This is a genomic window from Swaminathania salitolerans (genome assembly GCF_007988945.1).
Classification (GTDB): domain Bacteria; phylum Pseudomonadota; class Alphaproteobacteria; order Acetobacterales; family Acetobacteraceae; genus Swaminathania; species Swaminathania salitolerans.
In genome coordinates this window covers 274,367-301,197 of record NZ_BJVC01000001.1, presented here as the reverse complement: position 1 = coordinate 301,197, position 26,831 = coordinate 274,367, and the positions used below count along the sequence as shown (strand labels likewise).

Sequence of the window (26,831 nt, the reverse complement as noted above, 5' to 3'; positions counted from 1 at the left end):
ACATATTTGCGGGCGAGGCGCAGGATGCAGTGACGGACGGAAGACCGGTCCGACGACGCCCCCGGTCCGGGAGGGCGGTCGCGCTTCTCCTCTCCCTGCTCTGCGCCGGTGCGGCGAAGGCGTCGGCCACGGAGCCGCCACGCGAAGAGACTGCGCCTGTCGGGCCTCCGGGCATTTCCCGGCCGGCAAGCGTCCCTGCCCGCGACGCCTCCGCCCAAAGCGCGCGACCGGACGATGCGCCTCCCCGAAACTGCTTACCGGACGATCAGGGCCGCAATCCCTGTCCGACGCATCTCTTGCGGCCGGTCGCCATGCCGCTCTCCGCAATGGCGCGTCTCGGCAAGGCGCTCTTCTTCGACGAGGCTCTTTCAGGGTCGGGACACCTCTCCTGCGCCTCCTGCCACGTTCCCTCGGCACATTATGCGCCCGTCGACGACGCGGTCTTTGCCCGGGGGGGAGCCGCGATGGATCGTGTCGGTCGCCGTGCCGTGCCTTCCCTGACCTATCGCGAGAGACAGCCGCCCTTCAGCATAGGCCCCGACGACCCGACGAATGAGGGGGCGCCCCCCATACCATCACCCGCGCCGACGCAAGGGCCGGGCGCGAGAGCGGCCAAATCGGCTGCGGGCGCAGGCGCCTCCGCGCTCGCCATGGTTCCGCAGGGCGGATTGTTCTGGGACGGACGGGCCGATACCCTGCAGGCCCAGGCTGCGGGGCCTCTGTACGATCCGCGGGAAATGGCCTCGAACCGGGACATTCTGATCGGGCGCCTGCGTCATGCGCCCTATACCGCCGCATTGTTGCGACTGGCCGGCCCCTATGCCTCGGATGACATGCTGATCAGCGAGGCCCTTTTCGCCCTTGCGCGCTACCAGATCGAGGATATCGCCTTTCACCCCTATACGAGCCGCTTCGATGCCTGGCTCGAGGGGAAGATCCACCTTAACCCGGATGAGGCTGAGGGGCTCAGATTGTTCAACGATCCCGCAAAGGGCAATTGCGCGGCGTGTCATCTAAGCGCAGTGACGAAGGATCACCTTCCGCCCCTCTTCACCGACCACCAGTACGAGGCACTTGCCGCGCCGCGTCAGCCTCTGGCAGAGCCCGGCATCGTCGATCTCGGCCTGTGCGAGGCCGGGCGTCCGGACATCGGCACAAATGGCGCCTATTGCGGCTTTTTCAGAACGCCGTCCCTGCGCAACACTGCAACGAGACGGCATTTCTTTCATAACGGCGTTTTCACCACGCTGAGACAGGTCATGGATTTCTACGCCCTGCGCGACCTGTCTCCCGGGCGATTCTACCCACGCGACGAAAACGGCCGGGTCCGTCTTTACGACGATCTTCCGCCGCAATATCGCGCCAATGTGGATACGCTCGACGCACCGTTCGGCAAGCGACACGCGCCCGCCCTCACCGAAGCGGAGCGGGAGAAGATCATCGCGTTTCTCGGAACCCTGACCGATGGCGAACGCTGATCACGATACTTCGGTCGCGGCGGAAATGAACTGTCCGGACGTGGCTGCGGCAATCTGTCCGGCATTCATGTCGACAGGAACGAAAATGACCGTTGCCTTGCCCGAACGGCTCGCAGTCACGACCATATCCGCCTGGTTGACATTCTGCATGAGGGTAAGAATTGCCTCTTCGCTGACATCGGGCACGCTCTTGCGGAACAGTTCCGCCGCCTCGGCAAAGCCCGCGGCGATGGCCCTGCGCTCATTGGCGATTCCCTCGCCTTGCAGTTTCTTGCTTTCCGCCTCGGCCCGGGCGATTCCGACCCGGCGAACCATCTCCGCTTCCGCCTCGGCCTGAGCGGCGTCCTTGCGGGCGATCGCCGCGAGCTTGTTGTTCATTGCCTCCTGGATTTCGAAAGGCGGCATCGGTTGCTCGATGGTCACGCCGTGGATGTCGAGCCCGGACTCCAGCGCATCGGCCACCTGGTCTTCTATCACCCGACGGGCGATCTCGTTCCGCTGGGAATAGAGCTCGGCGAGCGTCATGGTCGAGGATATCTGCCGTATCTCGTTCTCGACGCGGAACACGAGCCGTTTGACCGGTTGCGATACCTTGTAGGCGTAGTTGAAGATGGCCTCCTGATCGTCCCGCACGCTGTAGAGCAGAACCCAGCGTATCTCGATGAATACGTCGTCACGTGTCTTCACCTGAGACGACGTCTCGACCTGCATCTGCTGGAGGGAAACGCGATAGGCCACCCTGTTGAGAACGGGAATACGGAAATGCAGGCCGCTTTCGAGAAGGCGCCTCTGCGGCTTGCCGAGAAACTCGACCACATAGACCCATCGCCCCGGAACGATCATGACCCCGCCGAACAGGAAACAGATCGCAAGAATCGCGATAACGAGAAAAACGGAAAACAGAAACGCTGCGGGCAAGATGACGAGACCTTCCTCTCTGGAGATTCGCGAACGAACCGGAATCGAAAAGACGTGAATAACATGACTTGCTTCAATACGGGCTTATCTCTTCATCGTGACTCTAGCATGATTGGGTGATTTGTTCTCCCTCTATTGATTCCGTTCGATATTATAACGTATTTTTAATGACGTTGCGAAACCGAATCGGGAGAGGCGTCATGCAAGGCAGAAAACAGCGAACCGGCAGGAAGCCCTGTTTTCTGCTGGCACCGTTCCTTGTTCCATGCGCCGCATTCCCTGCCGTTTCCGCGCCGAATCCCGGTATTCCGACCTCGTCTCCCGGCATGTCGTCCGCTTCTGCGCCACCTCCCCCGCTCTCTCTCTCCCCCGCCGCTCCGGCGCCCATCGCATCCGGGACGAGAAAGACCGGGGAAAAGAGACACGCAGCGGGATCGGAATCCATCTCGGTCAACGCCCGGAAAACGAAAAGCCATGCCGCCGAAATCGTCGTCACGCGAAAGACGATCGACCGGTTCGTACCGGGGACGAATCCGATGAAGGCTCTCGCGCGCACCACGCCCGGAGCGACCTTCACCTCATCGGATGCGTTCGGGCTCGATTTGCCGGCCAATACTTTCTACGTGCGCGGGTTCACGCAATTGCAGCTCGGCGCGACACTGGACGGCATACCGCTCGGGTCGCAGGGATATCCCAACCAGAACGGCGTATCGATCACGCAGGCCATGATCCAGGACGACATCGCAGGCATGACGCTGTCGCAAGGCGCGGGCGCGCTCGATATTTTCTCGGCCCAGCTGCTCGGAGGTGCCCTGACCTATACATCCTCCGACCCGGCGGACCGGGCCGGGGGGCGGCTCAGCCAGACATTCGGAAGCAGTAACGCATTCAGGACCTATGCGCGGGCCGATAGCGGCGTTCTCAATGCCACCGGCTCGAAATTCTATGCCTCTTTCGCTCGCACGGAAAACAATCTCTGGAAAGGGGAAGGATATCAGCGCGAATTGCAGGCAGATGCGAAATTCGTCCAGCCGATCCACGAAAAAGCGACGCTCACGGGGTTTTTCGGCTACGGGAACTTCATGCAGGCAAACTACCTCCCTCTCACGCTGAACATGTGGCGGCGTATGGGGCGGGATACGACCTTTCTCAAACCCGATTACGAAAAGGCGAAGCTCTGGGCCTATTACGCGCAATATACCTCTCAGGTCCCTCCCGGTTATGAGGGCATTCTCTCGCATGACGAGGCGGCCAATTATGCCTGGGACGGTTCGCAGATCCAGCGCAGCTATCTCTCTTCCCTTTCGGGACGTGTCGATCTGACGAAGAAACTGCGCAGCGACACGGTGCTTTATGGAAACGTGAACAGCGCGATCTATGGCGGCACGAACAACTTCGTGACCTCGCCCAGCTACGGCGTGCCCTATCTCCGTCCGGACAATACGGTCAGCGGCGTACCCATGGCGCTTCAGCGCAACCATGCCGATATGCGACGCGTGGGCTTTACCCAGAAACTCTCCTGGGAGGCGCCGCATCGCAACCTCGTCCAGACCGGTCTGTGGTATGAAAGCAATCGCTGGATCTACGATGTGCGTCTTTACGAGGATACGCCCTCTGCCGCCCATTCGATGATGTCGGGGCTGAGACGCGGCACCGGAAGCACCTGGTTCGAAAACAGCTACAATACCAATACGTTCCAGTTTTTCCTTCAGGATCGCTGGCGCATCCTGCCGGGCATGACCCTGCTTGCGGGGTTCAAGGCACTGACACAGACGACGCATGGCGGCACGAAACGTGACGACACGCGCATACTCAAGGCAGAAGGCTGGAACGCCTATTATCGCAGGCCCGCAAAGGGCGCTTTGACGGCCTCAGCGGCGTTTCTGCCCCATTTCAGTTTCGACTATCACCTCGACGACCGTCATGAGCTTTACTGGGACATCGCCGAGAACATGCGCGCCTATGATTATTACTCCCAGGCATCCTCGGGCACCGCATGGGGCGGGCTGGGAAACGCCTCCCAACCCGCCCAGCAGGTGTTCGACGCGAACCGGAAAATTCTGAAGCCGGAACGCAGCTGGACCTATGTCGTCGGCTATCGCTATACGGACAGATATTTTACCGGCACCGTCGATTATTATCATACCGATTATTTCAATCGCCTCGCCTCGATCACGGAGGGCGCATCGGCCAATACACGCAACGCCTATCTGAACGTGGGCCGCGAGACGATGGATGGCGCGGATGTTCTCGCGAGTCTGCGCCCTGTTCGCGCGCTGGAAATCACGAACAGTTTCAGCTGGAACGATGCCCGTTATCAGGGCACCGGCATCAATTACGGCGGAAGACTGTATAACCTGAAGGGAAAACGACAGGTCTATTATCCCTCATATATGTACAAGACCGGGCTGAGTTATGACTGGCGCGGCACGCGTTTGAGTTTCGATGCGAATTACATCAGTGCCCGCCCCATGACATTCATGAACGATCTGTTCATCCCCCCCTACTGGGTCGCGGATCTCTCGGTCGTGCATGATTTCGGACGGCTCGGCTTCGTGGAGCATCTCACCGGAAATTTCGGGATCACCAATCTGCTCGATACGAATTACATCGGCGGGATCTATGGCGCTGCATCGGTGCGGGGCGACAATAACGCCAATCTCTATGTCGCCGCACCCCGTCAGTTTTTCGGAACGCTTTCCGCACGCTTCTGAAAGAGAAGATCAGATCGGGCCGCGATCATCGTGGTTCAGTTGCATGTATGCAGGACCGATTTCGGGCTGTTGACCTGGTAGGAGATATTCTGCGGGTCGTTCGGGCAACCGGCATGATCGATTCCCTGACAGGCGGAAAGCCCCAGCATGACGACAAACAGGAACAGGGCAGGCGCTTTCATCAGATGTCATCCTCTCTCGACAATCCGGATATCCGGCGCGGATATCCGGCTCTGACAGTGATTACGGTGCCCGTTTCGGCACCCCCGCCTTAACGCGCGATCCCGAGGATGGTCCCCGATGACAAAAAAGACTCGGGCAGCGCGATACCCGCAGAGCTCAGACGCCCACCGGAAGAAAGGCGGGGCGCGCCGGTAATGCCCGGAGACGAGAGCGGCAGACCGCGCAGGGCGCGCGCGGCGAGAAAAGCGAAACATTCCGCCTCGAGCATGTCGCCATTCCAGCCCAGCGCCTCTACGGGAGAGACCCGACCGGGAAGCCGGGACGCGAGGGCTGCCATGATCGAGGGATTGTGGCGCCCCCCGCCGCAGACGAACCACGCCGTGGGCGGCTCGGGTAGCTGGGTCCGCGCTATGGCATGAACTGTCATGGCGACGAGCGTTGCGGCTCCATCTTCCGGAGATAGCGGGGACAGGGTTTCGAGCGAAGCGATGAAATCCTGCCTGTCCAGGGATTTGGGCAGAGGTCTGCGGAAGAAATCATGCGCCAGAAGATCGTGCAGCCGCGCGGAATCGACCCGGCCTGCGCGGGCCAGAGCACCGTCGCGATCGCAGGCGATACCGGTATGTCGCAAGGCCCAGTCATCGAGCAGGGCATTGCCCGGACCGGTATCGCCCGCCAGAACCGAACCGTCCCGACCGACGAAGGTGATATTGGCGACACCGCCGATATTGAGGATTGCGACCGGCCCTTGCCGCCCGTCGAGACAGGCGGCGTGATACCATGGCGCGAGGGGCGCACCCTCTCCCCCTGCCCGAACATCGGCACTGCGAAAATCATGGATCACGGGCAAGCCGACCGCACCCGAGAGACGGATCGCATCGCCGATCTGCCAGCTCACGCCGCGTCGGGGCGCGTGACAGATTGTCTGACCGTGAAACCCGACGAGATCCGCGCCGCCCTCGACGGCAAGGATCCGGCGAACCGCCTCGGCATGGATATCGGTCAGCGCGCGCTCCACCTCGCACAGCGCCGGATCGTCATGCGGCAGGTCCGGCGCCCGGGCAAACAGGCCATAGATGGCCTCGCGCAACGCGGAATCGTAGGGCAGGCTCAGCGACGCGCCACGCCGGCCGACACGCCTGCCATCGGTCTCGACAAACGCCGCATCGACCCCGTCGAGCGACGTGCCGCTCATGAGGCCGATGACACGGAGCATACCGGTCGCCATCGCGATATCAGCGCCCCAGTACGGCATGAAGATTGCCGTCATGCGCCTGCAGGGCCGCCTCGGCCTCCTGAAGCGTCATGCCGGCACGCAGCAGAACGGCGCGTTTGACGTTGCCGCCGCTCCGGTCGAGCGCCTCGCAGATCTCCTCATCCGAACCGCCGGAGAGGGCCTTCACCATGCCGATGGCACGGCGTCTGAGCTTTGCATTGGTGACGCGCATATCCACCATGAGACCGCGATAGACATGCCCGAGCCTGATCATGAGCGTGGTCGAGAGCAGGTTGAGGGCGGCTTTCTGCGCCGTGCCGGCCTTGAGCCGGGTCGATCCGGCAACGGCCTCGGCCCCGGTGGGGAGGAGGATGCCCAGCTCCGCCTCGGCAAGCAGGCGGGTATCTGCAACGCAGGAGACGCCGATCGTCAACGCGCCGCGCGCGCGGGCGCAGGATACCGCAGCACAGCTATAGGGCGTGTTCCCGCTTGCTGCGATGCCCAGAACGACGTCGTCCGGCCCCACAGCGTGACCGGCAATTTCCCGACATGCCGTCGCCTCGTCATCTTCCGCCCCCTCGACGGCGCGGCTGATGGCCCGGTCTCCCCCGGCGAGCAGCATGACCAGACGCTCCTCCGGCCAGCCATAGGTCGGCATCAGCTCCACGCCGTCCTGCATACCGATCCGTCCGGCGGTTCCGGCCCCGACATAGACGAGACGCCCCCCGGCGCGCAGCCGCGGCAGGGCAGCCTCGACTGCCCTTTCCAGCATCGGGGCGGCCGCTCGGACCAGAGCCGTCGCGGCCATCTGGGCCTCTGCGAGAGTCTCGATGATCGTCGCCGTGGGCCAGAGCTCGATCGAGGCATAGCGCGGATCGTGCGTTTCGGTCTGTACCGGAAGGGCGGCGGTCTCACCGGGGGCGGACATGCGTTCTCTCCTGCAAGGATGGAGGATTGTGACGTTACGGGCTTCGGTGCCGATGAGCGGCACGATACAACCCGGTCGCGACACAGTGGAGCAGGAGCCCCAGAGGAACAAGCCAGGAAAATGCGATCTCCCAGCCCAGAGCCTGACCACTGAAAAGGAGCAGGGCCATACCGGCGAGGGAGGCGAGAAACCCGAACCGCGCTTCGCGCATCCCGATTCCCGGAACGAAAAGCGCAAGCAGGAATGCTCCGAGCGTCGGACCGTACGACCATCCGGCGATGGACAGACCGACAATCACCGCGGAATGGCTCCCCATGGTGAAAAGAGCGGCACCCGTCACCAGCGCCACACCCCAGAAAAGGGTCAGAAGCCGGGCGACGGTGAGCGGACCGGGCCGGTATCCCAGCCAGCAGAGTGCCCGCTCGATCCGCAGGCGCAGGAAGGGTCCGAAATCGGTCAGACTGGCCCCTGCCATGGCATTCAGGGTGGAGGAGAGAGACCCCATGGTCGCGCTCAGGACCCCGGCGACCAGCAGGCCCGAAATCCCCGATGGCAGGGCCGTTGCGATGAAATGCGGAAACAGCGTATCGGGCGAGCCGGAGAGCGAGATTCCGGGATCGCCACCGTTCCGGGCGAGCCGGATCTCGATGCCCAGCAGGGAAAGCAGCCCGAAAAGCGCTGCAACGAGGATCGCGCTCCCGATCAGGGCCAGACGCGCCTCACGCAGCGAGCGTGCCGCAAGAAGACGCTGCACCATGAGCTGATCGGTCCCGTGGGACGCGATGGAGAGAATGGCACCGCCGATCAGGGCGGCGGGAAGCGTGAACGGATCGGACAGAAGATGCCCCGGCGAAAGGGGATGAAAAAGCCGCGTCAGCCCCGCAGCCCTTGCATGAGACCATGCATCGGCCGGCAAGGCAGGCATGAGATAGAGCACGCAGAAGGCGGCCCCCGCCCCATAGAGACCGAGCTGGATCGAATCCGTCCAGATGACGGCCTTGAGCCCCCCGAGAACCGTATAACCCAGCGTGAAGAGAAGAATCCCCGAAAGGATCGTCCAGCGCGCGAGCGGCAGACCGGATTGCGCGAGCAGCCACATGACGGGCAGCGTCCCGGCAAGGAGGCGAACGCTTTCTGCCAGAAACCGGGTGAGCAGGAAGGCAGCCGACGCGATACGCTGCATCGATGCGCCGTAGCGCGCACCGAGAAGCGCATAGACGCTGGTCAGCGTGCCGCCCGCATAGCGCGGCAGAAGCCAGATCGCGACGATACCGCGACCGACGCAATATCCGGCTGCCAGACCAAGAAAAACCATACCCTGACGACATGCGACCCCCGGGATGCTGATGAAGGTGAGCGTCGAGGTCTCGGTTGCGACCAGAGAGAGCGACAGGGCCCACCATGGCAGATCGTGACGGGCCGACAGGAAATCGGTCGCGGAGCCGCCTTTCCTCGCATGTCCGGATGCGCCCGCCTTGCGCGAAACCTTCCAGACCACAGCCGCAAGGACGAGGAAATAACCGGTAATGACGAGAGGATTGAGCGGCGACATGAAATGAACCCTGCTGGCGGGAGACGGCCCGCCGAGCTTGTCATTTCATCTTCGTGATGACAAATCGCGCCCCGGGCTATTTCTCGATCTTCTCGATCACGCCGTCCAGCGTGTCGAGATCGATGGACAGCCCCCGATAGGCCGCGCTTGTCGGGTTGACGACCTCGATCGTGCTCTTTTCCTCGAAAGAGAGCGTGGCGGATGCGCAGCGATACGCCAGAACATGACCGCTGATCCGTCTGGCATCGTCCAGAAAATGGAAATGAAACCCCGGGACGGACACGCGTCCGAACAGGCCGGGCGTCCAGAATCCCACAAGTCGCCCCGTCACGCCTTCGCGCGTCTCCACTTCCTGGCTTGCCGCAACCGCATGCGCATCGCGCGTCTCGTCCCCGGCCCTGCGCGGGCGTCGGAGAACGAGACGGTCGAATCGTCCCTCTATGGAAACGGCAAGGAAGATATTGTCGGGGGCGATATGGCGCGCGATATGCTCATAGGCGTTCTCATGCGAGATATCTTCCACCACGTGGGTCTGCTGGGGTGCAAACTGCGTCACCTGCAGGAACGGCATCTTCTCGTCGGTGGAGAGACAGCGAACCTCCTCCCCGGCAGAGGCTTCGTAGATCCGGCCGCAGCAGATCGTCAGCTCGCCGTTTATGCCTGCCGAACAGCCGAGGCCGAAAGCGTCTTCGCATCTGAGGGCGGCGAGCGATTTCTCCCCGGCGAAATGCCCGGCCAGAAGTGCACCCACGGTCGAATACTGGGTAATCCTGCTCATGCGCCTCGTGATCTCCTGTCGTGAGTGGTCCTGCGTGCGATGCCGGACTCCGGGCACCGGGCGTCTGGAGCCAGACATCAAACGCGGGAGACGCGGCGGGTTCCCTTCACTGCTCCCCTCCCCGTTACTGCCCTCCGTCACTGCCCCTCCCCGGTCTCGCCCGACACGCTCAGCCAGGCTTCTGGACCGAGAGGGGAAAGGCATTGAAGACCGACCAGCCTGTCTTCTGAACCAGCCTTTCGAGTGCGAGGGTGCCGAGAAGCGAGTTCCCCTGCGCATTGAGGCCCGGCGACCAGACCGCAATCGAGGCGAGACCGGGTGCGATCGCGAGAATGCCGCCTCCCACGCCGGATTTTCCGGGCAGACCGACACGGATGGCGAACGCCCCAGAACCGTCGTAATGCCCGCACATCATCATGAGCGCCATGATCGTCCGGGCATTCGATACCGATGTCACGACCCGGCCCGAGCGCGGATCGGTCCCCCCGTTCATGAGAAAGCCGCCGATCTCGGCGAGCTGGCGACATGACATCGTCAGAGCGCATTGGTGGAAATAGAGGTCGAGCGTGTCATCGACCGGGTTGTGAAGATTGCCGAAGGTCCGCATGTAATTGGCCAGAGCGGCATTGCGAAACCCCGTCTCGCGCTCCTGCATCGCCATATCCTCGTCGATGCCCAGCCCGCCGGGCGTGCCGACCAGAGGAGAGACGAGATCGAGCAAGGCCTGACGCGCGGCGTATCGTCCCCAGCGGGAAACGAGGATATCGGCGATGACGATGGCCCCCGCATTGATGAAGGGGTTGCGCGGAATGCCCTGCTCGCTTTCGAGCTGCACGATCGAGTTGAACGCACTCCCCGAAGGTTCCTGACGGACGCGTCGCCAGATCTCGCTGCCCTCGAGATTGAGCGCCAGGGTCAGACCGAAGACTTTCGAGAGGCTCTGTATCGAAAACGCCTCCTCGGCATCCCCGGCGAGATGCGCCGCCCCGCTGGCATCGATGACGGCGATGCCGAATTTCTGCGGATCGACCCGCGCCAGAGGCGGGATATAATCGGCCACCCTGCCCCGCTCGACCGCCGGCCGCAATTCTTCCACGATCTCTGTGACGATCCTGCCCAGTTCGGCCATCCGTCTCCTCCCCGTATCCGGCACGATGCCGCGGGGAAGACATCGCATGGCGTGACCGGGTGAGACAATCGCGAGACAATAAGTTGAGATCCATGACATTATCTGCGATGAACATCCGATGACCGGCAGCGAAGAACGGAAGAAGAAAATCCCCATGACGTCGGCGCAGATTCCCGAAATCGCGCTGCCGGACGCGGATGCCCAGTCCGAAGGCTTCCGGCTGAACCGGGCCGCGAGGCGAAACGCCCTGATCGAGGATTATGTCGAGCTGATCGCCGATCTGATCGCCGAGGGGCGCGAAGCCAGACAGGTCGATATCGCCATGAGGCTGGGGGTATCGCAACCCACGGTTGCGAAGATGCTGACCCGCCTGGCCGGGGAAGGTTATGTGCATCGTCGGCCCTATCGCGGGGTTTTCCTTACGGCGAAGGGCCAGGGCATCGCGGAAGAGACGAAAAACCGCCATCGGATCGTCGAGACCTTCCTGCGCGCGCTCGGAATCAGCGAAGACACCGTGCGTGTGGATGCCGAGGGGATCGAGCATTATGTCAGCGCGGAGACGCTCGCCGCGTTCGACCGGGCCTTGTCCTCCGGCCTTGCCGGATTGCTGACAGGCCCGCAGGACCCCTGAACCGCGCGGACGCAGGGTCAGCGCATCGCATCGCGTCGAACCTCTTATATCAAACCCTTTCATCAACAGGACGTTACCGGTCCGGTATTTTCCTCCATACTCGTTATAGCATATTGCATATTATCGAGCCTTAGGTTTGAGTAGCGCCCCATGTCCGCCCGTACGACCGCGCCCGATCTTCCCCCCCGCACCGAGGACGATGCCGGGCAGAAACGCTCATGGCGCTTCATGCGCGAAACAGGCCCCGGCAGCGAGAGTCTGCCCGAGGTGTTTTCCTCGGTTCGTGTCGCCCCCGAGGGCGCAACCTGGCTGAAGCGCTTTCTCTCTTTCGTCGGGCCGGGCTACATGGTGGCCGTCGGTTATATGGATCCGGGCAACTGGGCGACCGATCTCCAGGGAGGCGCGCAATTCGGTTATACGCTCCTCTCCGTCATCATGATCTCGAACCTCATGGCCATTCTCCTGCAGGCCCTCGCAGCGCGTCTCGGTATCGCCACAGGCCGCGATCTGGCCCAGGCGTGCCGGGATCATTTCCGCCCGTCGGTGTCCATCCTGCTCTGGCTGACCTGCGAACTGGCGATCATCGCCTGCGATCTGGCCGAGGTCATCGGCACCGCCGTCGCCCTTCAGCTCCTGTTCCACATACCGCTCGTCTTCGGGGCGCTGATCTCGGCCTTCGACGCGTTCATCGTCCTTTTCCTGATGAACAGGGGCTTCCGGTATCTCGAAGCCTTCATCATCGCCCTTCTGACGATCATCGCCCTCTGCTTCGCCGTCCAGGTCGCGATCGCAGCACCGCCCGTCGCGGCGGTGCTCGAAGGCTTCATTCCCCATCCCGGCATCGTGACCCATCCTGCGATGCTCTATATCGCGATCGGCATCATAGGCGCGACGGTGATGCCGCATAATCTCTATCTGCACTCCTCCATCGTCCAGACGCGTGACTACCCGCGTACGGAAGGCGGCAGGCGCGAGGCGCTTCGCTGGACCGTGCTCGACAGCACGATCGCCCTGATGCTCGCTTTGTTCATCAATGCCGCGATCCTGATCGTTTCGGCTGCGGCCTTTCACGGCACAGGCCATCAGGACGTGGCAGAGATCGAGGATGCCTACCGCCTCCTTTCGCCTACGCTCGGTGTCGGTATCGCCTCGACCCTCTTCGCCGTGGCACTGCTCGCCTCCGGCACAAACTCGACCGTCACCGGCACTCTGGCCGGCCAGATCGTGATGGAGGGTTTCCTCCATCTGACCATTCCGCACTGGGCCAGACGCCTCATCACCCGCGGCCTCGCCATCGTGCCGGTCGTGGTCGTGACGGCGCTCTACGGCAGTCACGGTGTCGGCGCCCTTCTTATCCTCAGCCAGGTCGTGCTCTCCCTGCAACTTCCCTTCGCAGTCGTTCCTCTCGTGATGTTCGTCTCGGACAGACGGAAGATGGGCCGGTTCACGATCGGGCGCGGCGTGCAGGCGCTCTCCTGGGGCGTTGCCGGGATCATTCTCGTGCTCAATTTCAAGCTGCTTTACGATACACTCGCCGGGTAGGCCTCCTCCTTCCCTCACCGACACACCGCCATAAGAAAAACGGAAAACCATGCGGAAACGCTCAAGCAACATGCCCAGCCCTAAATATAGCAATTGCTATCAGAGTGAGCGTTTGAACATTGTTAAAGCAGATGCTCGTGCAAGGATCTTTCTTGCGCCGGTGCTGGGCGGTTTTCCGGCCTTCATGCTTCTGACATCCGGGCTTTCCCCCGCCTGGGCGGAATCCTCCGGAGCGATCGTCCAGGCGGGAAGCCCCCGTATGGAAAGCTCCCATGTGGAAAACTCCCGTGCGGAAAGCTCCCGTGCGGAAAGCTCCCGTGCGGAAAACGGAACCGGTGCGACAACGCATCGCGACGATCACCCGACCGGCAAGCCTAAGCACGACCGCAAGGAGGATTCTCCTCACGGCATCCCCCCTCGCAGCGTTCTGCGCGCGCCATCCCCCCGGACGGAGGAAATCAGGGTCACGGCTCATCTCGATCAGGTACGGGGCCGGATCGCACCCAGCCTGGGGGCGGTCTCCTACGGGATCGATCAGCGGCAGATCGAGGCAACGCCCTCGGGAGAAAACGCGGCGTTCAGCCAGATCCTGCTGCGTCTGCCCGGCGTCGTCATGGACAGCTATGGCGAGGTTCATGTGCGCGGAGAGCATGGCGGGCTGACCTACCGGGTGAACGGCGTTCTCCTGCCGGAAGGGCTCAACGGTTTCGGGCAGGAGCTGGACAGCCGGATCATACAGTCGGTCAATCTGCTGACGGGCACGCTTCCGGCGCAGTTCGGGTTTCGTACGGCAGGGATCGTGGATGTCACGACGAAATCGGGCGAGACACTGAAAAACAACCAGCTCTCTCTCTATGGCGGCAGCTACAATACCTTCTTTCCCGCGCTGCAGCTCGGAGGATCAAAGGATCGCTGGGATTATTTCGTCACCGCCTCCTACAACCGCAACGATATCGGCATCGAGAACCCGACCGATTCCTTCCGTCCGACCCATGATTTCACACAGCAGGAGAAGGCCTTCGGCTATCTGGCCTATCGGCTCGATGACGAGAGCCGCCTGAGCTTTCTGACGAGCGCATCCTACGCCGATTTCCAGCTTCCGACCACGACGGCCCTGCCGATCCTCTATCGCGCCTCGACCATCGCCCCGGACGATCCGACGATCCAGTCCCGCCTGCTTCAGGACAGCCAGACGGAGCAGAACTACTATGCGGTTCTCTCCTACCAGCGCAGCACCGAGCGGACGAATCTCCAGATATCGCCCTTCTTCCGCTATGGCCGGATCGGATATCGCAACGATCCCGACCGGGATCTGGCCTTTTCGGGCATTTCCCAGCGCGAGGTGAACGACTTCACCACGGGCGGCGTCCAGTTCGACACATCCTGCGACATCGCGCCCCATCATGTGTTGCGGTTCGGGTTTCTCGCACAATACACGAGGGAGCGCCTCGATACGGATACGCTGGCCTTTCCCGTCGACGAGGAGGGAGAGCAGAGCGGGATCGATCCGCTGCGTATCGTGGATCGGGGAGGAAACTGGGCCGTGGAGGCCGGATTGTACCTGCAGGACGCATATCGTCTCACCCGGACTCTGACATTCAATTACGGACTTCGCTACGATCGTTTCGCGTCCTCCTTCCATAGCGAGGGACAGCTCAGCCCAAGGGCCAACATGGTCTGGAAACCGCGCCCCGGGACCACGATCCATTTCGGCTATTCGCGGTTCTTCGCCCCTCCCTCGCCGCAATACATCTCCGACGCGACCCTCGCGAAATTCGCGGGAACGACCAACGCTCCCGAGACGATGCTGAACACGCCGACACGGGTAGAGAAATCGAATTATGTCGATGCCGGTATCCTGCAGCACATCACGAAGGATTATCAGATCACGATCGACGCCTACGGAAAATGGGCCAGGGACCAGGGCGATCTCGGACAGTTCGGACGCGCGGTGATACTCGCCCCGTTCAGCTACCGCACGGGCAGGGTCTATGGCGCCGAGATCGGCAATTCATGGCGCCATGGCGGCTGGTCCGTATTCGGCAATTTTTCCTTCGTGAAGACCTGGGCGAAGGACATCAACTCTGCCCAGTACCAGTTCGAGGCGGCCGAGCTCGCCTATATCCGCCACCATGGCATCCAGCTCGACCACCAGGGGGAATTCACCTCTTCTGCCGGTATTTCCTACAGCAACAGGATCGATATGGCCTATCTCGATTTCCTGTACGGATACGGATTGCGAAGCGGCTTCGCCAATCTCGATAAACAGCCTGCCTATGCGATCTTCAATATCGGCTACGCGCACAGCTTCACCCATGTTCCTTTCGGGCACGCCATCCGTCTGCGCGCCGATGTGGTCAATCTGTTCGACCATCGTTACCAGATCCGCGACGGGAGCGGGGTCGGGGTCACGCAGGCGCAGTACGGACGCCGCAGGGGGGCCTTCTTCTCGGCTGTGAGCAGCTTCTGAACCGGTCCCTGATCATGCCCCGCGAAATGAACATCACGTAGAAATGAGGGAGGCGTTCCGACGCGTAAACCTTTGTTGCGTATAATGATCCTGTTCCGACCACCCTGTTTCCGGCGGAAACACGCGCAGCAGAGAGACCCGCAATGACCAAGCGTGAGACCGTTTATCGACCCTATCACCATCCCGCCGGAGGATGGGGGGCGGTCAAGGCCACGGCCCGCGCCCTGCTCGAACAGAGCGTCGTCCGCAAGGGATCGCGCGCCTTGCTGGCCATGAACCAGCCGGGCGGCTTCAAATGCCCGAGCTGCGCCTTTCCCGACCCGACTCATCACAAGAAGATCGAATTCTGCGAGAACGGCGTCAAGGGACTTGCCGTCGAGGCGACGAAGCGCCGGGTCACCCGGGCGTTCTTCGCCCGTCACAGCGTGACCGATCTCTCGGCCCAGAGCGATTACTGGCTTGAGGAACAGGGACGCCTGACCGAGCCGATGCGCTACGATGCCGGAACCGATCACTATGTTCCCTGCAGCTGGGAGGAGGCCTACGCGCTCATCGGAAAGCATCTCCGTGCGCTCTCTTCTCCCGATCAGGCCGAGTTCTATACCTCCGGCCGCACCTCGAACGAGGCGGCGTTTCTCTATTCCGTCTTCGTGCGCGAATTCGGCACGAACAATTTCCCCGATTGTTCCAATATGTGCCACGAGCCGACCAGCCGCGGCCTGCCCGCTGCGATCGGAATCGGCAAGGGAACGGTCGTCATGGACGATTTCGACCATGCCGAGGCCATCTTCATCGTGGGGCAGAATACCGGGACCAATTCGCCGCGCATGATGGGCCTTCTGGCCCATGCGAGAAAGCGCAACGTGCCGATCGTGGTGGTCAATCCCATGCCCGAGCGCGCGCTGATCCGCTTTACCGAGCCGCAGGACCCCGTTCAGATGAGCACGGGCGGCTCGACCGCGATCGCCACGGAATTCGTCCATATCCGGATCGGCGGAGATCTCGCCTTCTTCAAGGGGGTCATGAAAGCCCTGTTCGAGCGTGACGCGCGCGGCGATCCCGTTCTCGATCACGATTTCATCGCGCAGCATACGGAAGGGTTCGACGCCTTTCGCGAGGAGATCTGCCAGCAGGACTGGGACGAGATCGTCGGCATATCGGGGATCGAAAAGGACCAGATCCTGCGGGCTGCGGATATCTATGCCCGATCCCGGGCCACCATCCTGTGTTTCGGCATGGGGATCACCCAGCATCAGCAGGGCGCCCGGATGATCCGCATGCTGGCCGGCTTTCTCATGCTACGCGGCAATTTCGGCAAGAAAGGCGCCGGAATCGCCCCGATACGCGGCCATTCGAACGTGCAGGGCGACCGGACCGTCGGGATCGACGAGAAACCCACCGACATCTATCTGGACCGTCTGCGCGATGTCTTCGGTTTCGAACCGCCCCGTGCGCACGGTCATCATGCCGTCGAATCGGTCGAGGCGATGCTCGCCGGGGAGGCAAGGGTCTTCATCGGAATGGGCGGCAATTTCGTGCATGCGATTCCGGACACGCCGCGCGCCTATGAAGCCATGCGCAAGCTGGACCTCACGGTGGGCATCGCGACCAAGCTCAACCGGGGGCATATCGTCCACGGTCGGGATGCGCTGATCCTGCCGGTGATCGCGCGATCGGAAATCGATCGTCAGGCGACGGGCGAGCAGTTCGTGACGATCGAGGATGCGATGTCGAACGTGACCGCCTCGCGCGGCGTGCTCGAGCCCGCCAGCCCGGATCTGCGGTCCGAGGTTGCGATCGTCTGCGGGATGGCGCGTGCCACCCTGCCCGACAGCAAGACCGCCTGGTCGCTCTTCGAGACGGATTACGGCCTGATCAGGGACAAGATCGCCGCGGTCTATCCGGAGATCTATGCGGATTTCAACGCGCGCATCCGCAATCCGACCGGCTTTCATCTCGATATCCCGCCCCGTCGCCGGGTATGGCGCACGCCGAGCGGCAAGGCCCGGTTTCTGCTTTTTCCCGGGCTTGCCGTGGATGATCGCATCGAGGATCCGACCATGCTGCGTCTCTCCACCATCCGCTCTCACGACCAGTTCAACACGACGATCTACAGCATGAACGATCGCTATCGCGGCATCTACAACACGCGCATGGTCGTGTTCATGAACGATGCGGATATGGAGGCGCGGGACATCGTACAGGAGGATATCGTCACACTGGAAACCCTTTCCACCGACGGGGTGACGCGACGCGTCGAGGATCTCGTGGCCATTGCCTATCCCATGCCGCGCGGCGCGATTGCCGGTTATTACCCCGAGCTCAACCCGCTCCTGCCACTGAACCATTTCGACGAGATCAGCGGCACCCCCGCCGCGAAATCGATACCCGTCCGGATCGTCTCGTCCCGCCGGGCATCATGACGCGCAGACCGGACAGCCTCTCCTCCGCCCATGTGTTGCGTCACGCCATCCAGATCCGGTCGGATGGCGGACAGGAACGCCTCGAACTCGGCATCGCCGAGGAAATCCCCCTGACGCTCATCTTCAACGAGTTTCACGTCTATGGCGTGATGATGGTGACCCCGCTCGATCTGAACGACTTCGTTCTGGGTTTCGTCCTGACCGAAAAGATCGTGACCTCACCCGAAGGTCTGCTCGCCTGTCAGATCGAGCGCCATGACGGCGACTGGCAGGCGCATATCCGGATCTCCGGACAGGATTTCAGCCGTCTCATCCGCAGGGGGCAGCGCCTGATGACCGGAGGGAGCGGCTGCGGGGTGTGCGGCGTTCCCTCGCTCGAGGATATCCGGGGGACACATGCCGCCCTCCCGGCCTCGCCGATTGCGATCGCCTCGATCCGTCGGGCTCTGGCCGCGCTTCCGGAGCAGCAGATCCTGAACCAGAAGGTTCATATGGTCCATGCGGCGGCCTGGGCACGCGCCGACGGATCGATCCAGTTCGTGCGCGAAGATGTCGGGCGTCACAATGCGCTCGACAAGCTCGTCGGCATATTATGCATGTCCCGTGCCGATCCGGAGGGCGGGTTCTGCCTGCTCACCAGCCGCTGTTCTTTCGAAATGGTCGAGAAGGCGCTTACATTCGGCATCGCAACGCTCGTCGCCATCTCCTCTCCGACGGACCGGGCCATCCAGATCGCAAAACGCGCCGACATGACCCTGATCGGCAATGCGCGCCCGGACCGTTTTTCCGTCTTCTGCGGCGGCCATCGTCTGATACGACCGCAGACCTCCTGACCCCGGCTTCGCTGCCGCACGCACTCAGCTATCCTGCCGTTCCGGACCGGACGTCGGACACCCGCCCTCCGGATCCCGCCCTTCAGATCCCAACCTCCAGTCACGAGGCTCCATGACCGATCTCGCCTCTCCTCCTTTCTTCCGTTTCGAACTCGATTTTGCCGAATCCCTGCGCTGCATCCCCATGAGCGTACGCCGGAAGCTCGATCTGTGTGCGATCAAGCTCACCCTGAAACAATGGAGCCGTTTCCTCCCTCAGGAGCGGGAAGACCTTCTCGATCTTCCTTGCGAGACCGCCCCCGAGCGGGAAGCCTATCGCGCGCGGCTTCTCGCGCTGATCGCCCTTCGCTCGGACGAACCGCCGCGCCTGCTTCTGAAAGACGAGCAGGCGCTCTGGCGGGAAACCGACAGCGTTCCCAACTGCGTTCTCGACCAGGCAGCCACCGACCGCGTGACCCCACCCGACGCCGCTGCCTGGCGCAGCCTGTCGGAACTGCAACGTTTCGCACTGGTCAAACTCGCGCGCTCGCAGCACGAGAATGAGAACTTCGTGCCCGCTCTCATCGAGTTCGGCCTGCTCGATGCCCGGGCCGCCTCGCCCGATCGGGAAACGAGGCGGCATGAAGACCGGTAGGCCCGTCCCGTCAGATTTCTCCGGGGGAGACGAGCGCCCGGAGATCGTCCGGGGTATTGATATTGAAGAAAGGATCATGCGCGGTATCGTCGAACGCGACCCGACGCATCGTGTTGGATCCGGAGAAATGCCGGACCGATAATGCCCGTCGCTCTCCCGAAATCATGGCCCGCTCCAGATGAGCGGCGAGGCTCTCGCGAGAGGAGACGGACCACAGGGCGACGAGAGGATGGAGCCGCCCCCGGCTCATCGCACAGGCTGGCCCGGGAGCAAGGGCGTCATAGAGCGTATCGGGGATGAAAGGGGTATCGCCCGGCACCGTCAGGACGCTCGCAGCCCCGCAGGAGGCCGCCCAGTCGAGGGCCGCAAGCACACCGGCAAGCGGGCCGGCATTCTCGACCGGATCGACGAGCAGGGGCAGTGTCGTCTCCTCATAGGCCGCATGCTCCCGCCGGACGGAGAGCGCAAGACGATCCAGCCGGGGCGCCAGCCGGTCCTGCAGATGGCGGAGCACTGTCCTGCCTTGCAACGCGATCAGCGGTTTGGCGCAATACCCCATACGCCGCCCCTCTCCGCCAGCGAGAATCACAGCACATCGCATCCCCAAAAAACTCCGACATCCTGCGCGACGACCGCCTCCGGTATACCGACTCCGGTATCCCGCGCATCGGGAACCGGAAAGACGCATGATCGTTGCGCCGGGCCCAGCGCGCAACACAGGCCCCTTTCGCAAAACGGCTGTCCATGCGCGTCTCGCCCCGATGGAAGGATCCCACGGCGTGGTTTCGCTCCGCCACCGATATCGCGGCGCGCGTAACGTCTTTGGAGGCAACCGGATGCCCGCTATCGAAACCGTGAAGGATAGTTCTCCTCCCGCAAGAAACGCGAAGGGGGGCGAACCTGTTAGTTCAGGCAGAGACCCGGGCGCCATCGCAGGCGCCGAGGCGGACAACACCACAAGGAGCGTTCCATGTCGCTTACTTCCCAGGTCAGGACCATCCTCGACAAGTACGAATCGGACACGCCGGGCACGAAAGCCAATCTCGTCCGGCTCATGAACACCGGCAAACTCGCCGGAACGGGCAAGATGGTGATCCTGCCGGTCGATCAGGGTTTCGAGCACGGTCCGGCGCGATCCTTCGCCGCGAATCCGCCAGCCTATGACCCCTATTATCATTTTTCTCTCGCCATCGATGCGGGACTGAACGCCTTTGCGGCGCCTGTCGGCATGCTCGAAGCGGGCGCATCGCATTTCGCAGGGCAGATCCCCCTGATCCTGAAATGCAACAGCTCGAACTCTCTCGCGACAGAGAAGAACCAGGCCGTGACCGGTACCGTTTCGGACGCGTTGCGTCTCGGCTGTTCGGCCATCGGATTCACGATCTATCCCGGCAGCGAATACTGCTTCGATCAGATGAACGAGCTGCGCGAGCTCGCGCAGGAGGCGAAGGCTGCGGGGCTGGTGGTCATCGTCTGGAGCTATCCGCGCGGTCCGATGCTCGACAAGAAGGGTGAGACCGCCATCGATATCTGTGCCTATGCGGCGCATATGGCGGCGGAATGCGGCGCCCATATCATCAAGGTGAAGCCGCCGACCGATGTCCTGTCTCTCCCGGCGGCGAAGGCCGTCTACGAGCAGGAGAAGATCGACATCTCCACCATGGCCGCGCGCGTCCGCCATGTGGTGCAATCGACATTCGCCGGACGCCGCATCGTGATCTTCTCGGGTGGCGAACATGAGAGCACCGATGCCCTGCTCGACACCGTAAGGGGCATCCATGACGGTGGCGGTTTCGGATCGATCATCGGACGCAATACGTTCCAGCGCCCCCGCGAAGAAGCCCTCGCATTGCTGTCGACAATCACCGACATCTTCAAGAGCTGAGATACGCGCTCGTCTTCCGCAACCCGGCTCCGGTCGGGATGCCCTCCTGTCGTGAGGCGGGGCATCCCGGACAGGAAAGACGGGGCACAGGAAGGACAGGGCACAGGAAGGACGGGGCGTGCCTCGCACTGCCACTGCCCGGAAGCGTGCCGCCCGGACTTGTGCTGCCCGAACTTGTGCTGCACGGGCCTGATGCTCTTCAGGCCTGCCCCTGCTCGGCCTCGTAGGCATCGATGATCGCGTCCGCCGGGCCATCCTGGTGGATGCGACCGCTCTTCATCCAGACGATCCGCGTGCACCAGCTGCGCAATATCGGCAGGGAATGGGACGTCATGACCAGAATACGGACATGTTCGATGAGGCGGGTCAGGCGCTCGCGCGCCTTGTCCTGAAAATGATGGTCGCCAGCCATGAACCACTCATCCATCAGCAGGATTTCCGGCCGCGGCGCGGTCGCCAGACCGAACCCGACCCGTATGGCCATGCCCGAGGAATAGAGCCGTACCGGCAGATCCAGAAAGGCGCCCAGCTCGGCGAATGCCTCCACATCCTGCTCGAGCCGTGCGATGGCTTTCCGGTCGAGCCCGATCATCTGCCCGTACTGGCGGATGTTCTCCCGTCCTGTCAGATCCGGATTCATGCCGGATTGCGGATCGAGCAGGGCATGGATCTCCCCGTCGATGGCAAGGGTGCCGAGGGGCGATTCGTAGATCCCGGCGAGGGCACGCAGAAGCGTCGATTTCCCGGCACCGTTATGACCGATCAGACCGATCCGTTCGCCGCTGCCGATCGACAGGGTCAGGGAATCGAGCGCGAGCACCATGGTCGTGTCGGCCTGGCTCACGATGTTGCCCCCCACGCGCTGCACCCCGTCCGACCGCTGCGAAGCAGAGAGCGACTGGCGAACGCCGCGCACGAGGCTCTTCTTGAACGAACGCGCACTGCCGTGGAACATCGGATAGACGAGCGAGTAATCGCTCAGGCGAATGCTGGCCATGCCGCTCAGACCCAGAATGCCAGACGATCGCGCGTCCGGACGAAGGTGAGGAAACCGAGCGCGCACCAGATGGCGCTGAGCGCAAGAGCGACGACGATCGCTGCGGGGCTGGGCCAGTGTCCGAGGATAGGGGCCCGCACCAGTTCCATGAGATCGTAGAAAGGATTGGCCACAAGATAGCGGCTCCGCGGTCCCAGCTGGGACGGCTGCCAGATGACGGGCGTGACATAGAAGGCGATCTGCAGGAACGCGGCAACGATGGGTGGAATATCGCGGAAACGCGCGCAGAGCGCCCCCAGAAGCAGACACGCGGCAAACCCGTCCAGAAGCCAGAGAAGAAGCCCGGGAATGCTGGCAAGCCCCATCAGACCCGGCCAGACCCCATAGAGGACGAATACGCCGATGGGCACGACGATACTGTGAGCGAACACGATCGCATTGCGCACGAGCAGGCGGATCACATGGAGCGTGAAAGGCAGCCGCATGGCATGAATGGTCGAGGCAGCATCGATGAAGCAGGTGCAGGATTCCTGGATGATGCTTGCAAGCCCCACCTGCCACAGGGCGAGAGACAGGGCGAGAAACGGCAGATAATCGCGCAGCACCATATGAAACAGCCGGGCATAGATGCCGCCCATCGCCGCAACCATGATCAGGGACGACAGGGTGAGCCAGAACGGCCCGAGCACCGAGCCGCGATAACGCAGGCTGATATCGGTCCGGCCCAGCGATACCGCGAGACGCCATGAAGCCAATCCCTTGACGAGATCGTCCCATGCACGGGAAGTGCGAGTCTGGATCATGTCCCTCCGGGGCACTCTTCGCCATGCCACCCGGCATGTCCTTAACAGAATCCGCCTAGCGGAACGGTTGGTTTTTCGCAACCTTCCGACCCGCATCGCCCCGTCTCCGGCGGCAGCGCGAAGCCCGGCAGGATCGGTGGGACGATCGGGGCGGGGCGCCTCCGGAACCGGGACCGCGAATGCACTATACTTCCGCCCCCGAAATCCGTAGTTTCGCCGCATTCCTGCCGCAGATTGCAGAAGACGCTCGGCTCGCATCAGGTGAAACACGACCATGGCCCGTACCCGTTCCTCGATCGCTCAAGCCGGACAGACAGAATCCGGCCGGTTGTCTCTTACGGGGACCCCGCTCTCTCGTCTTGTCGTTCTGGCCTGCGCGACAGGCCTGCTCTCTGCCTGCGCCACCACACCGCAGCGCCCCCGCATGCCGGTCGCCGAGGAAGCGGCTGGCTATCGCCATCACGCGAAATCCTATTACGCGCCGCCCGGCCCACCGCAGGATCCCTGGGGACCCTATATCGAGGAGGCCTCAGCGCGGTTCGATGTGCCCGGAGTCTGGATACGCGCCGTGATGATGCAGGAATCGGGCGGACGCCTGTTCGATCGCAATGGCCAGCTCACGACCTCGACCCCCGGTGCGATGGGGCTGATGCAGCTGATGCCGCCCACCTATGACGATATGCGCGTGCAGTACAATCTGGGCGACGACGCCTACGATCCCCATGACAATATCATGGCTGGAGCGGCCTATATCCGGCAGATGTACGACATATACGGATCGCCCGGTTTTCTCGCCGCCTATAATGACGGTCCGGGGAGCCTCAACTCCTATCTCCGTCGCGGCCGCAATCTGCCCCGAGAGACGCGTCGCTATGTGGCCCATGTCGGCCCCCAGATTGCCGGGATCTGGCCGCGCAACCGTTCCGCCGCCGATCTTCTGGTCACGCAGCACGATCCGTCTGCCGCAACGATGGTCGCCCAGAATGCCAGCGAAACCGCCAGCGTCCGGGCTGCCTGGCGTCATCAGGCGGAGGCGGCGACCTATCAGGCCGACAGCCAGGACATGCAGGTGGCCGAAGCCCCTGCGACTTCCTCCTCCTCGGTCAGCGCGGCCTGGGCTGCGCGCGGTGTCAGATCGAGCCCTCCGGTGCAGATGGCACGCGCGGATACGGGCAGAACCACGGCATCGTCTGCCGATGTCAGCCAGGCCTGGGCCGGGCGGGCGCCCGTGCAGCCCATTCCGGTTGGCCGTCATCTCAAGGCCGAACCCGTACTGGCCGTCATGACCCCCCGGCCCGGCCTGCAACGCCAGACCGCAAGGCCGGTCCAGTCGGGCAACTGGGCGATCCAGGTCGGGGCGTTCAACACGGCCGTTCAGGCAACGCGCGCCGCCGCCCAGGCACAGAATCACGGGGGAACTTCCCTGCGTGGCGCGCGTAGTCAGATTTCCTCGGTCAAGTCGGGACGCGCCCATCTCTACCGGGCAAGGCTGGTCAATCTTTCTCACGAAGGTGCCGTCGCTGCCTGCCACAAGATGGGTCGGGACACACCCTGCGTCGTCGTCTCTCCGGGGTCGTCTTTCTGACTTCTCTTCCGCCCTGCAAGGCATTCTCCGGCGGCGGGCGTGGCGCGTAACCGGTTTCTCTCCCGGGTTCGCCCGGTGGACCCGACCGTCCGATCCGAAAAGGAGGCCGTTCGGCCATGACGCCTATCCGACTTCCTGCGCTGGTCGCCATCGCCGTCCTCGGCCTGTCCCCGGCATATGCCGCTCTGAAAGAGGGCGCCAAGGCCCCCGACTTCTCCCTGCCCGCCGCACAGGACGGCAGGGATACCGGGTTTTCCCTGTACGAGGCGCTGTCGAAGGGGCCGGTCGTCCTTTATTTCTATCCTGCCGCCTTCACCAAGGGATGCACGATGGAGGCGCATGGTTTTGCCAGAGCCTTGCCCGAATTCTCCGCGCTCGGCGCGAGCGTCATCGGCGTTTCCATGGATTCGCTGAGCAAGCTGGAGGCCTTTTCGAAGGATGAGATCGGCGGGAAATTCATCGTCGCTTCCGACGCACAGGGAAAGGTCACGCGTCTTTACGACGCCAAGATGCCGATGCTCGATATCGCGCGCCGCGTTACCTATGTGATCGCACCGCAAGGCCGGATCATCGATACGATCGCCTCGGACACGCCGGGCAATCACGTGGATCGCGCCCTCGCCGCGCTCCGGACCTGGAAAAAGGACCAGATGAAGCGTTAGGGTGCATCCGAGCCCCTTGCGGGCTCCTCCATGGCTGTCGCGCTGCCCCCTTTCTTCCCGCGAACCCGGCTTCCGCTCCTGTTTGCACGGTGATATGAACGGACCCCTCATGTCCGTTCGTCGCGCACCCTCCTCCCATCACGTCGGAACCGCGAAAGCGCTCCGCCTCGCAAACGACGTCGTGAGCTCGGCAGTGTATGACGGGGTGGGCGCGTGCTATCGCTACCGGCTGCACCGGGTCTGGGATCCTGAGCGTCCCACCGTGATGTGGCTCATGATGAATCCCTCGGTCGCAACCGAAGAGGGCGATGACAGGACCGTTGCGAAATGCCAGCGTTACGCCCGGGCCTGGGGCTATGGGTCCATTCTCGTTGGCAACAGCTTCGCTTATCGCTGCACAGACCAGAAAAGACTGCTCGAGGTCACCGATCCGGTCGGGCCGGGCAACGATGCGGCATTGCTGGAAATGGCTGGGCTGGCAGACAAGGTCATCCTCGCCTACGGTTCTCCGACCCACCCCTCCCTGAGAGAACGCGGCAACCGGGTGGCGCTGAACCTGCACGAAGCCGGTATCCGGCTCTATACCTTGCGCCTGAGCAAGGGCGGACGCCCGGAGCACCCGCTTTATCTCCCGGCCTCCCTCGAGCCCGAAGCGCTCGACGAGGCGTTTTTCGCCGGGCTTCGCGGCTGAGCCCGTTCGGCAGGCCGCATCCCGACAGAACGAAGGCCCCTCCGGGAAAAACGGGGCGCTCCGACCCGGCTCCGACCCGGATCTGGACGAACCGGACCGGAGCCCGGCTTGCAGGGGCAAACCGGTCCGGGATGGACGCTATTTCTCGGTGATCTGATAGGTCAGAACGACATGATTGTCGTGGTTCGGCTGGGTGGCAACCGGCTGGATCTGCACGCCGAGATTGTGCTTCTGATAGACTTTCTGGATTGCCGCCGCATCGGCAGAGGCCGCCGCCGCGGTAACGGTCGCGCCCGGACGCAGCGACGTGGCTGCCTCGAGTTCCGATGTCGGGACCTTCCTGTTGCCCGTGAACACGACCTTGTCCAGCACGAAGGGAGCGGGGGCCGGGGCTGCACTGGGCTCCTGCTCCTCGATCACCAGATAGAACTGGACCGTGTTCTTGACGAAACGCTCCTTCTCGCTGAACTTCGCGCCCATGTTCTTGGCCTTGTAAAGCTCGGCCACCTTCTGGACGCCCGCATCGAGCGTTTCTCTCGTGACGGTGTCGCCCACATGGTACGGCAGGGCCGCCATGATATCCGCAGTCGGGATCGCCTTGTTGCCCTGCACCTTGAGGACCTTGAGCTTCAGAGGAGCATCCGGTGCCGGAGCGCTGGCCGCGAAGGCCGCACCCGTAAAGCCGGTTGTGGCGGAAACAGGCAGAAGCGCGGTTCCGGCCACGAGGGCGAGTCCGGCGAATGCGAAACGGCTGGTCGGTTTCATGATGACGTCCTTGG

The 26,831-nt window shown here is 62.8% G+C and carries 23 protein-coding genes; 12 read left to right on the top strand and 11 right to left on the bottom strand.

Features of this window, described 5'->3' with window-relative positions; all coding sequences use genetic code 11:
- Window positions 1–311: 311 nt before the first annotated feature.
- A complete protein-coding gene (locus SSA02_RS01280) occupies window positions 312–1,478 on the top strand; it encodes a cytochrome-c peroxidase (protein ID WP_246103545.1) in 1,167 nt (388 codons plus the stop codon).
- Here the strand turns inward: SSA02_RS01280 and SSA02_RS01275 are convergent, their stop codons facing one another.
- On the bottom strand, window positions 1,479–2,396 hold the full coding sequence (locus SSA02_RS01275; protein WP_147092118.1) for an SPFH domain-containing protein: 918 nt from the start codon (window positions 2,394–2,396) through the stop codon (window positions 1,479–1,481). It lies immediately after the preceding gene.
- Window positions 2,397–2,722: 326 nt separating this feature from the next.
- Here SSA02_RS01275 and SSA02_RS01270 point away from each other — a divergent pair, with 326 nt between their 5' ends.
- Entirely contained in the window at window positions 2,723–5,110 is a 2,388-nt protein-coding gene (locus tag SSA02_RS01270) for a TonB-dependent receptor domain-containing protein (RefSeq protein ID WP_147092117.1), read from the top strand.
- Between the two features lie 35 nt (window positions 5,111–5,145).
- On the opposite strand, the gene SSA02_RS12640 is transcribed toward SSA02_RS01270, so the two are convergent.
- The 6 genes from SSA02_RS12640 to SSA02_RS01245 all read right to left on the bottom strand — a co-directional run bounded on the left by SSA02_RS12640 (window position 5,146) and on the right by SSA02_RS01245 (window position 10,896).
- The gene (locus SSA02_RS12640) at window positions 5,146–5,292 is read right to left on the bottom strand and encodes a hypothetical protein (RefSeq protein WP_186807619.1); all 147 of its coding nucleotides are present in this window, start codon (window positions 5,290–5,292) and stop codon (window positions 5,146–5,148) included.
- Window positions 5,293–5,381: 89 nt separating this feature from the next.
- Window positions 5,382–6,563, bottom strand: a complete 1,182-nt coding sequence (locus tag SSA02_RS01265) for an anhydro-N-acetylmuramic acid kinase (protein WP_371859155.1) — start codon at window positions 6,561–6,563, stop codon at window positions 5,382–5,384.
- Entirely contained in the window at window positions 6,529–7,437 is a 909-nt protein-coding gene (locus SSA02_RS01260) for an N-acetylmuramic acid 6-phosphate etherase (protein WP_147092116.1), read from the bottom strand. The genes SSA02_RS01265 and SSA02_RS01260 overlap by 35 nt, the downstream gene beginning before the upstream one ends.
- A gap of 34 nt (window positions 7,438–7,471) precedes the next feature.
- On the bottom strand, window positions 7,472–8,989 hold the full coding sequence (locus SSA02_RS01255) for a sodium:solute symporter (protein ID WP_147092115.1): 1,518 nt from the start codon (window positions 8,987–8,989) through the stop codon (window positions 7,472–7,474).
- A gap of 76 nt (window positions 8,990–9,065) precedes the next feature.
- On the bottom strand, window positions 9,066–9,767 hold the full coding sequence (locus tag SSA02_RS01250; RefSeq protein WP_186807618.1) for an acetolactate decarboxylase: 702 nt from the start codon (window positions 9,765–9,767) through the stop codon (window positions 9,066–9,068).
- Between the two features lie 169 nt (window positions 9,768–9,936).
- Entirely contained in the window at window positions 9,937–10,896 is a 960-nt protein-coding gene (locus SSA02_RS01245; RefSeq protein ID WP_147092113.1) for a glutaminase, read from the bottom strand.
- Window positions 10,897–11,050: 154 nt separating this feature from the next.
- Between SSA02_RS01245 and mntR the strand changes: the two genes are divergently transcribed.
- The 6 genes from mntR (at window position 11,051) to SSA02_RS01215 (ending at window position 19,429) form a co-directional block, all read left to right on the top strand.
- Complete coding sequence (mntR, locus tag SSA02_RS01240) at window positions 11,051–11,527, top strand: manganese-binding transcriptional regulator MntR (RefSeq protein ID WP_147092112.1); 477 nt, start codon at window positions 11,051–11,053, stop codon at window positions 11,525–11,527.
- A 150-nt stretch (window positions 11,528–11,677) separates the two neighbouring features.
- Complete coding sequence (locus SSA02_RS01235) at window positions 11,678–13,069, top strand: Nramp family divalent metal transporter (RefSeq protein WP_147092111.1); 1,392 nt, start codon at window positions 11,678–11,680, stop codon at window positions 13,067–13,069.
- A 160-nt stretch (window positions 13,070–13,229) separates the two neighbouring features.
- A complete protein-coding gene (locus tag SSA02_RS01230; RefSeq protein WP_246103544.1) occupies window positions 13,230–15,539 on the top strand; it encodes a TonB-dependent receptor in 2,310 nt (769 codons plus the stop codon).
- A gap of 143 nt (window positions 15,540–15,682) precedes the next feature.
- Complete coding sequence (locus SSA02_RS01225; protein WP_147092110.1) at window positions 15,683–17,962, top strand: FdhF/YdeP family oxidoreductase; 2,280 nt, start codon at window positions 15,683–15,685, stop codon at window positions 17,960–17,962.
- Entirely contained in the window at window positions 17,959–18,795 is an 837-nt protein-coding gene (fdhD, locus tag SSA02_RS01220) for a formate dehydrogenase accessory sulfurtransferase FdhD (protein ID WP_147092109.1), read from the top strand. The genes SSA02_RS01225 and fdhD overlap by 4 nt, the downstream gene beginning before the upstream one ends.
- Window positions 18,796–18,907: 112 nt before the next feature.
- Window positions 18,908–19,429, top strand: a complete 522-nt coding sequence (locus SSA02_RS01215; RefSeq protein ID WP_147092108.1) for a nitrate reductase associated protein — start codon at window positions 18,908–18,910, stop codon at window positions 19,427–19,429.
- A 10-nt stretch (window positions 19,430–19,439) separates the two neighbouring features.
- On the opposite strand, the gene SSA02_RS01210 is transcribed toward SSA02_RS01215, so the two are convergent.
- Complete coding sequence (locus SSA02_RS01210) at window positions 19,440–20,030, bottom strand: molybdenum cofactor guanylyltransferase (RefSeq protein ID WP_147092107.1); 591 nt, start codon at window positions 20,028–20,030, stop codon at window positions 19,440–19,442.
- Window positions 20,031–20,399: 369 nt separating this feature from the next.
- Between SSA02_RS01210 and SSA02_RS01205 the strand changes: the two genes are divergently transcribed.
- Complete coding sequence (locus SSA02_RS01205) at window positions 20,400–21,314, top strand: class I fructose-bisphosphate aldolase (protein ID WP_147092106.1); 915 nt, start codon at window positions 20,400–20,402, stop codon at window positions 21,312–21,314.
- 199 nt (window positions 21,315–21,513) lie between these two features.
- On the opposite strand, the gene SSA02_RS01200 is transcribed toward SSA02_RS01205, so the two are convergent.
- Window positions 21,514–22,311: an ABC transporter ATP-binding protein gene (locus tag SSA02_RS01200; RefSeq protein ID WP_147092105.1), complete on the bottom strand. Its 798-nt coding sequence runs from the start codon at window positions 22,309–22,311 to the stop codon at window positions 21,514–21,516.
- Window positions 22,312–22,316: 5 nt separating this feature from the next.
- The gene (locus tag SSA02_RS01195) at window positions 22,317–23,114 is read right to left on the bottom strand and encodes an ABC transporter permease (protein ID WP_147092104.1); all 798 of its coding nucleotides are present in this window, start codon (window positions 23,112–23,114) and stop codon (window positions 22,317–22,319) included.
- A 274-nt stretch (window positions 23,115–23,388) separates the two neighbouring features.
- On the opposite strand from SSA02_RS01195, the gene SSA02_RS01190 reads away from it, so the two are divergent.
- The 3 genes from SSA02_RS01190 (at window position 23,389) to SSA02_RS01180 (ending at window position 26,052) form a co-directional block, all read left to right on the top strand.
- Window positions 23,389–24,699: a lytic transglycosylase domain-containing protein gene (locus SSA02_RS01190; RefSeq protein WP_246103543.1), complete on the top strand. Its 1,311-nt coding sequence runs from the start codon at window positions 23,389–23,391 to the stop codon at window positions 24,697–24,699.
- Between the two features lie 116 nt (window positions 24,700–24,815).
- The gene (locus SSA02_RS01185) at window positions 24,816–25,361 is read left to right on the top strand and encodes a peroxiredoxin (protein ID WP_147092103.1); all 546 of its coding nucleotides are present in this window, start codon (window positions 24,816–24,818) and stop codon (window positions 25,359–25,361) included.
- A 109-nt stretch (window positions 25,362–25,470) separates the two neighbouring features.
- A complete protein-coding gene (locus SSA02_RS01180; RefSeq protein ID WP_147092102.1) occupies window positions 25,471–26,052 on the top strand; it encodes a DUF1643 domain-containing protein in 582 nt (193 codons plus the stop codon).
- A 138-nt stretch (window positions 26,053–26,190) separates the two neighbouring features.
- On the opposite strand, the gene SSA02_RS01175 is transcribed toward SSA02_RS01180, so the two are convergent.
- On the bottom strand, window positions 26,191–26,817 hold the full coding sequence (locus SSA02_RS01175) for a POTRA domain-containing protein (RefSeq protein WP_186807617.1): 627 nt from the start codon (window positions 26,815–26,817) through the stop codon (window positions 26,191–26,193).
- Window positions 26,818–26,831 lie beyond the last annotated feature (14 nt).

Coding starts and splice junctions, on each gene's coding strand:
- SSA02_RS01175 (WP_186807617.1), bottom strand. CDS start 26,817: ATGAAACCGACCAGCCGTTTCGCATTCGCCGGACTCGCCCTCGTGGCC.
- SSA02_RS01195 (WP_147092104.1), bottom strand. CDS start 23,114: ATGATCCAGACTCGCACTTCCCGTGCATGGGACGATCTCGTCAAGGGA.
- SSA02_RS01225 (WP_147092110.1), top strand. CDS start 15,683: ATGACCAAGCGTGAGACCGTTTATCGACCCTATCACCATCCCGCCGGA.
- SSA02_RS01270 (WP_147092117.1), top strand. CDS start 2,723: ATGTCGTCCGCTTCTGCGCCACCTCCCCCGCTCTCTCTCTCCCCCGCC.
- SSA02_RS01245 (WP_147092113.1), bottom strand. CDS start 10,896: ATGGCCGAACTGGGCAGGATCGTCACAGAGATCGTGGAAGAATTGCGG.
- SSA02_RS01210 (WP_147092107.1), bottom strand. CDS start 20,030: ATGCGATGTGCTGTGATTCTCGCTGGCGGAGAGGGGCGGCGTATGGGG.
- SSA02_RS01250 (WP_186807618.1), bottom strand. CDS start 9,767: ATGAGCAGGATTACCCAGTATTCGACCGTGGGTGCACTTCTGGCCGGG.
- mntR (WP_147092112.1), top strand. CDS start 11,051: ATGACGTCGGCGCAGATTCCCGAAATCGCGCTGCCGGACGCGGATGCC.
- SSA02_RS01260 (WP_147092116.1), bottom strand. CDS start 7,437: ATGTCCGCCCCCGGTGAGACCGCCGCCCTTCCGGTACAGACCGAAACG.
- SSA02_RS01235 (WP_147092111.1), top strand. CDS start 11,678: ATGTCCGCCCGTACGACCGCGCCCGATCTTCCCCCCCGCACCGAGGAC.
- SSA02_RS01280 (WP_246103545.1), top strand. CDS start 312: ATGCCGCTCTCCGCAATGGCGCGTCTCGGCAAGGCGCTCTTCTTCGAC.
- SSA02_RS01265 (WP_371859155.1), bottom strand. CDS start 6,563: ATGACGGCAATCTTCATGCCGTACTGGGGCGCTGATATCGCGATGGCG.
- SSA02_RS12640 (WP_186807619.1), bottom strand. CDS start 5,292: ATGAAAGCGCCTGCCCTGTTCCTGTTTGTCGTCATGCTGGGGCTTTCC.
- SSA02_RS01255 (WP_147092115.1), bottom strand. CDS start 8,989: ATGTCGCCGCTCAATCCTCTCGTCATTACCGGTTATTTCCTCGTCCTT.
- SSA02_RS01215 (WP_147092108.1), top strand. CDS start 18,908: ATGACCGATCTCGCCTCTCCTCCTTTCTTCCGTTTCGAACTCGATTTT.
- SSA02_RS01180 (WP_147092102.1), top strand. CDS start 25,471: ATGTCCGTTCGTCGCGCACCCTCCTCCCATCACGTCGGAACCGCGAAA.
- SSA02_RS01190 (WP_246103543.1), top strand. CDS start 23,389: ATGGCCCGTACCCGTTCCTCGATCGCTCAAGCCGGACAGACAGAATCC.
- SSA02_RS01200 (WP_147092105.1), bottom strand. CDS start 22,311: ATGGCCAGCATTCGCCTGAGCGATTACTCGCTCGTCTATCCGATGTTC.
- fdhD (WP_147092109.1), top strand. CDS start 17,959: ATGACGCGCAGACCGGACAGCCTCTCCTCCGCCCATGTGTTGCGTCAC.
- SSA02_RS01185 (WP_147092103.1), top strand. CDS start 24,816: ATGACGCCTATCCGACTTCCTGCGCTGGTCGCCATCGCCGTCCTCGGC.
- SSA02_RS01205 (WP_147092106.1), top strand. CDS start 20,400: ATGTCGCTTACTTCCCAGGTCAGGACCATCCTCGACAAGTACGAATCG.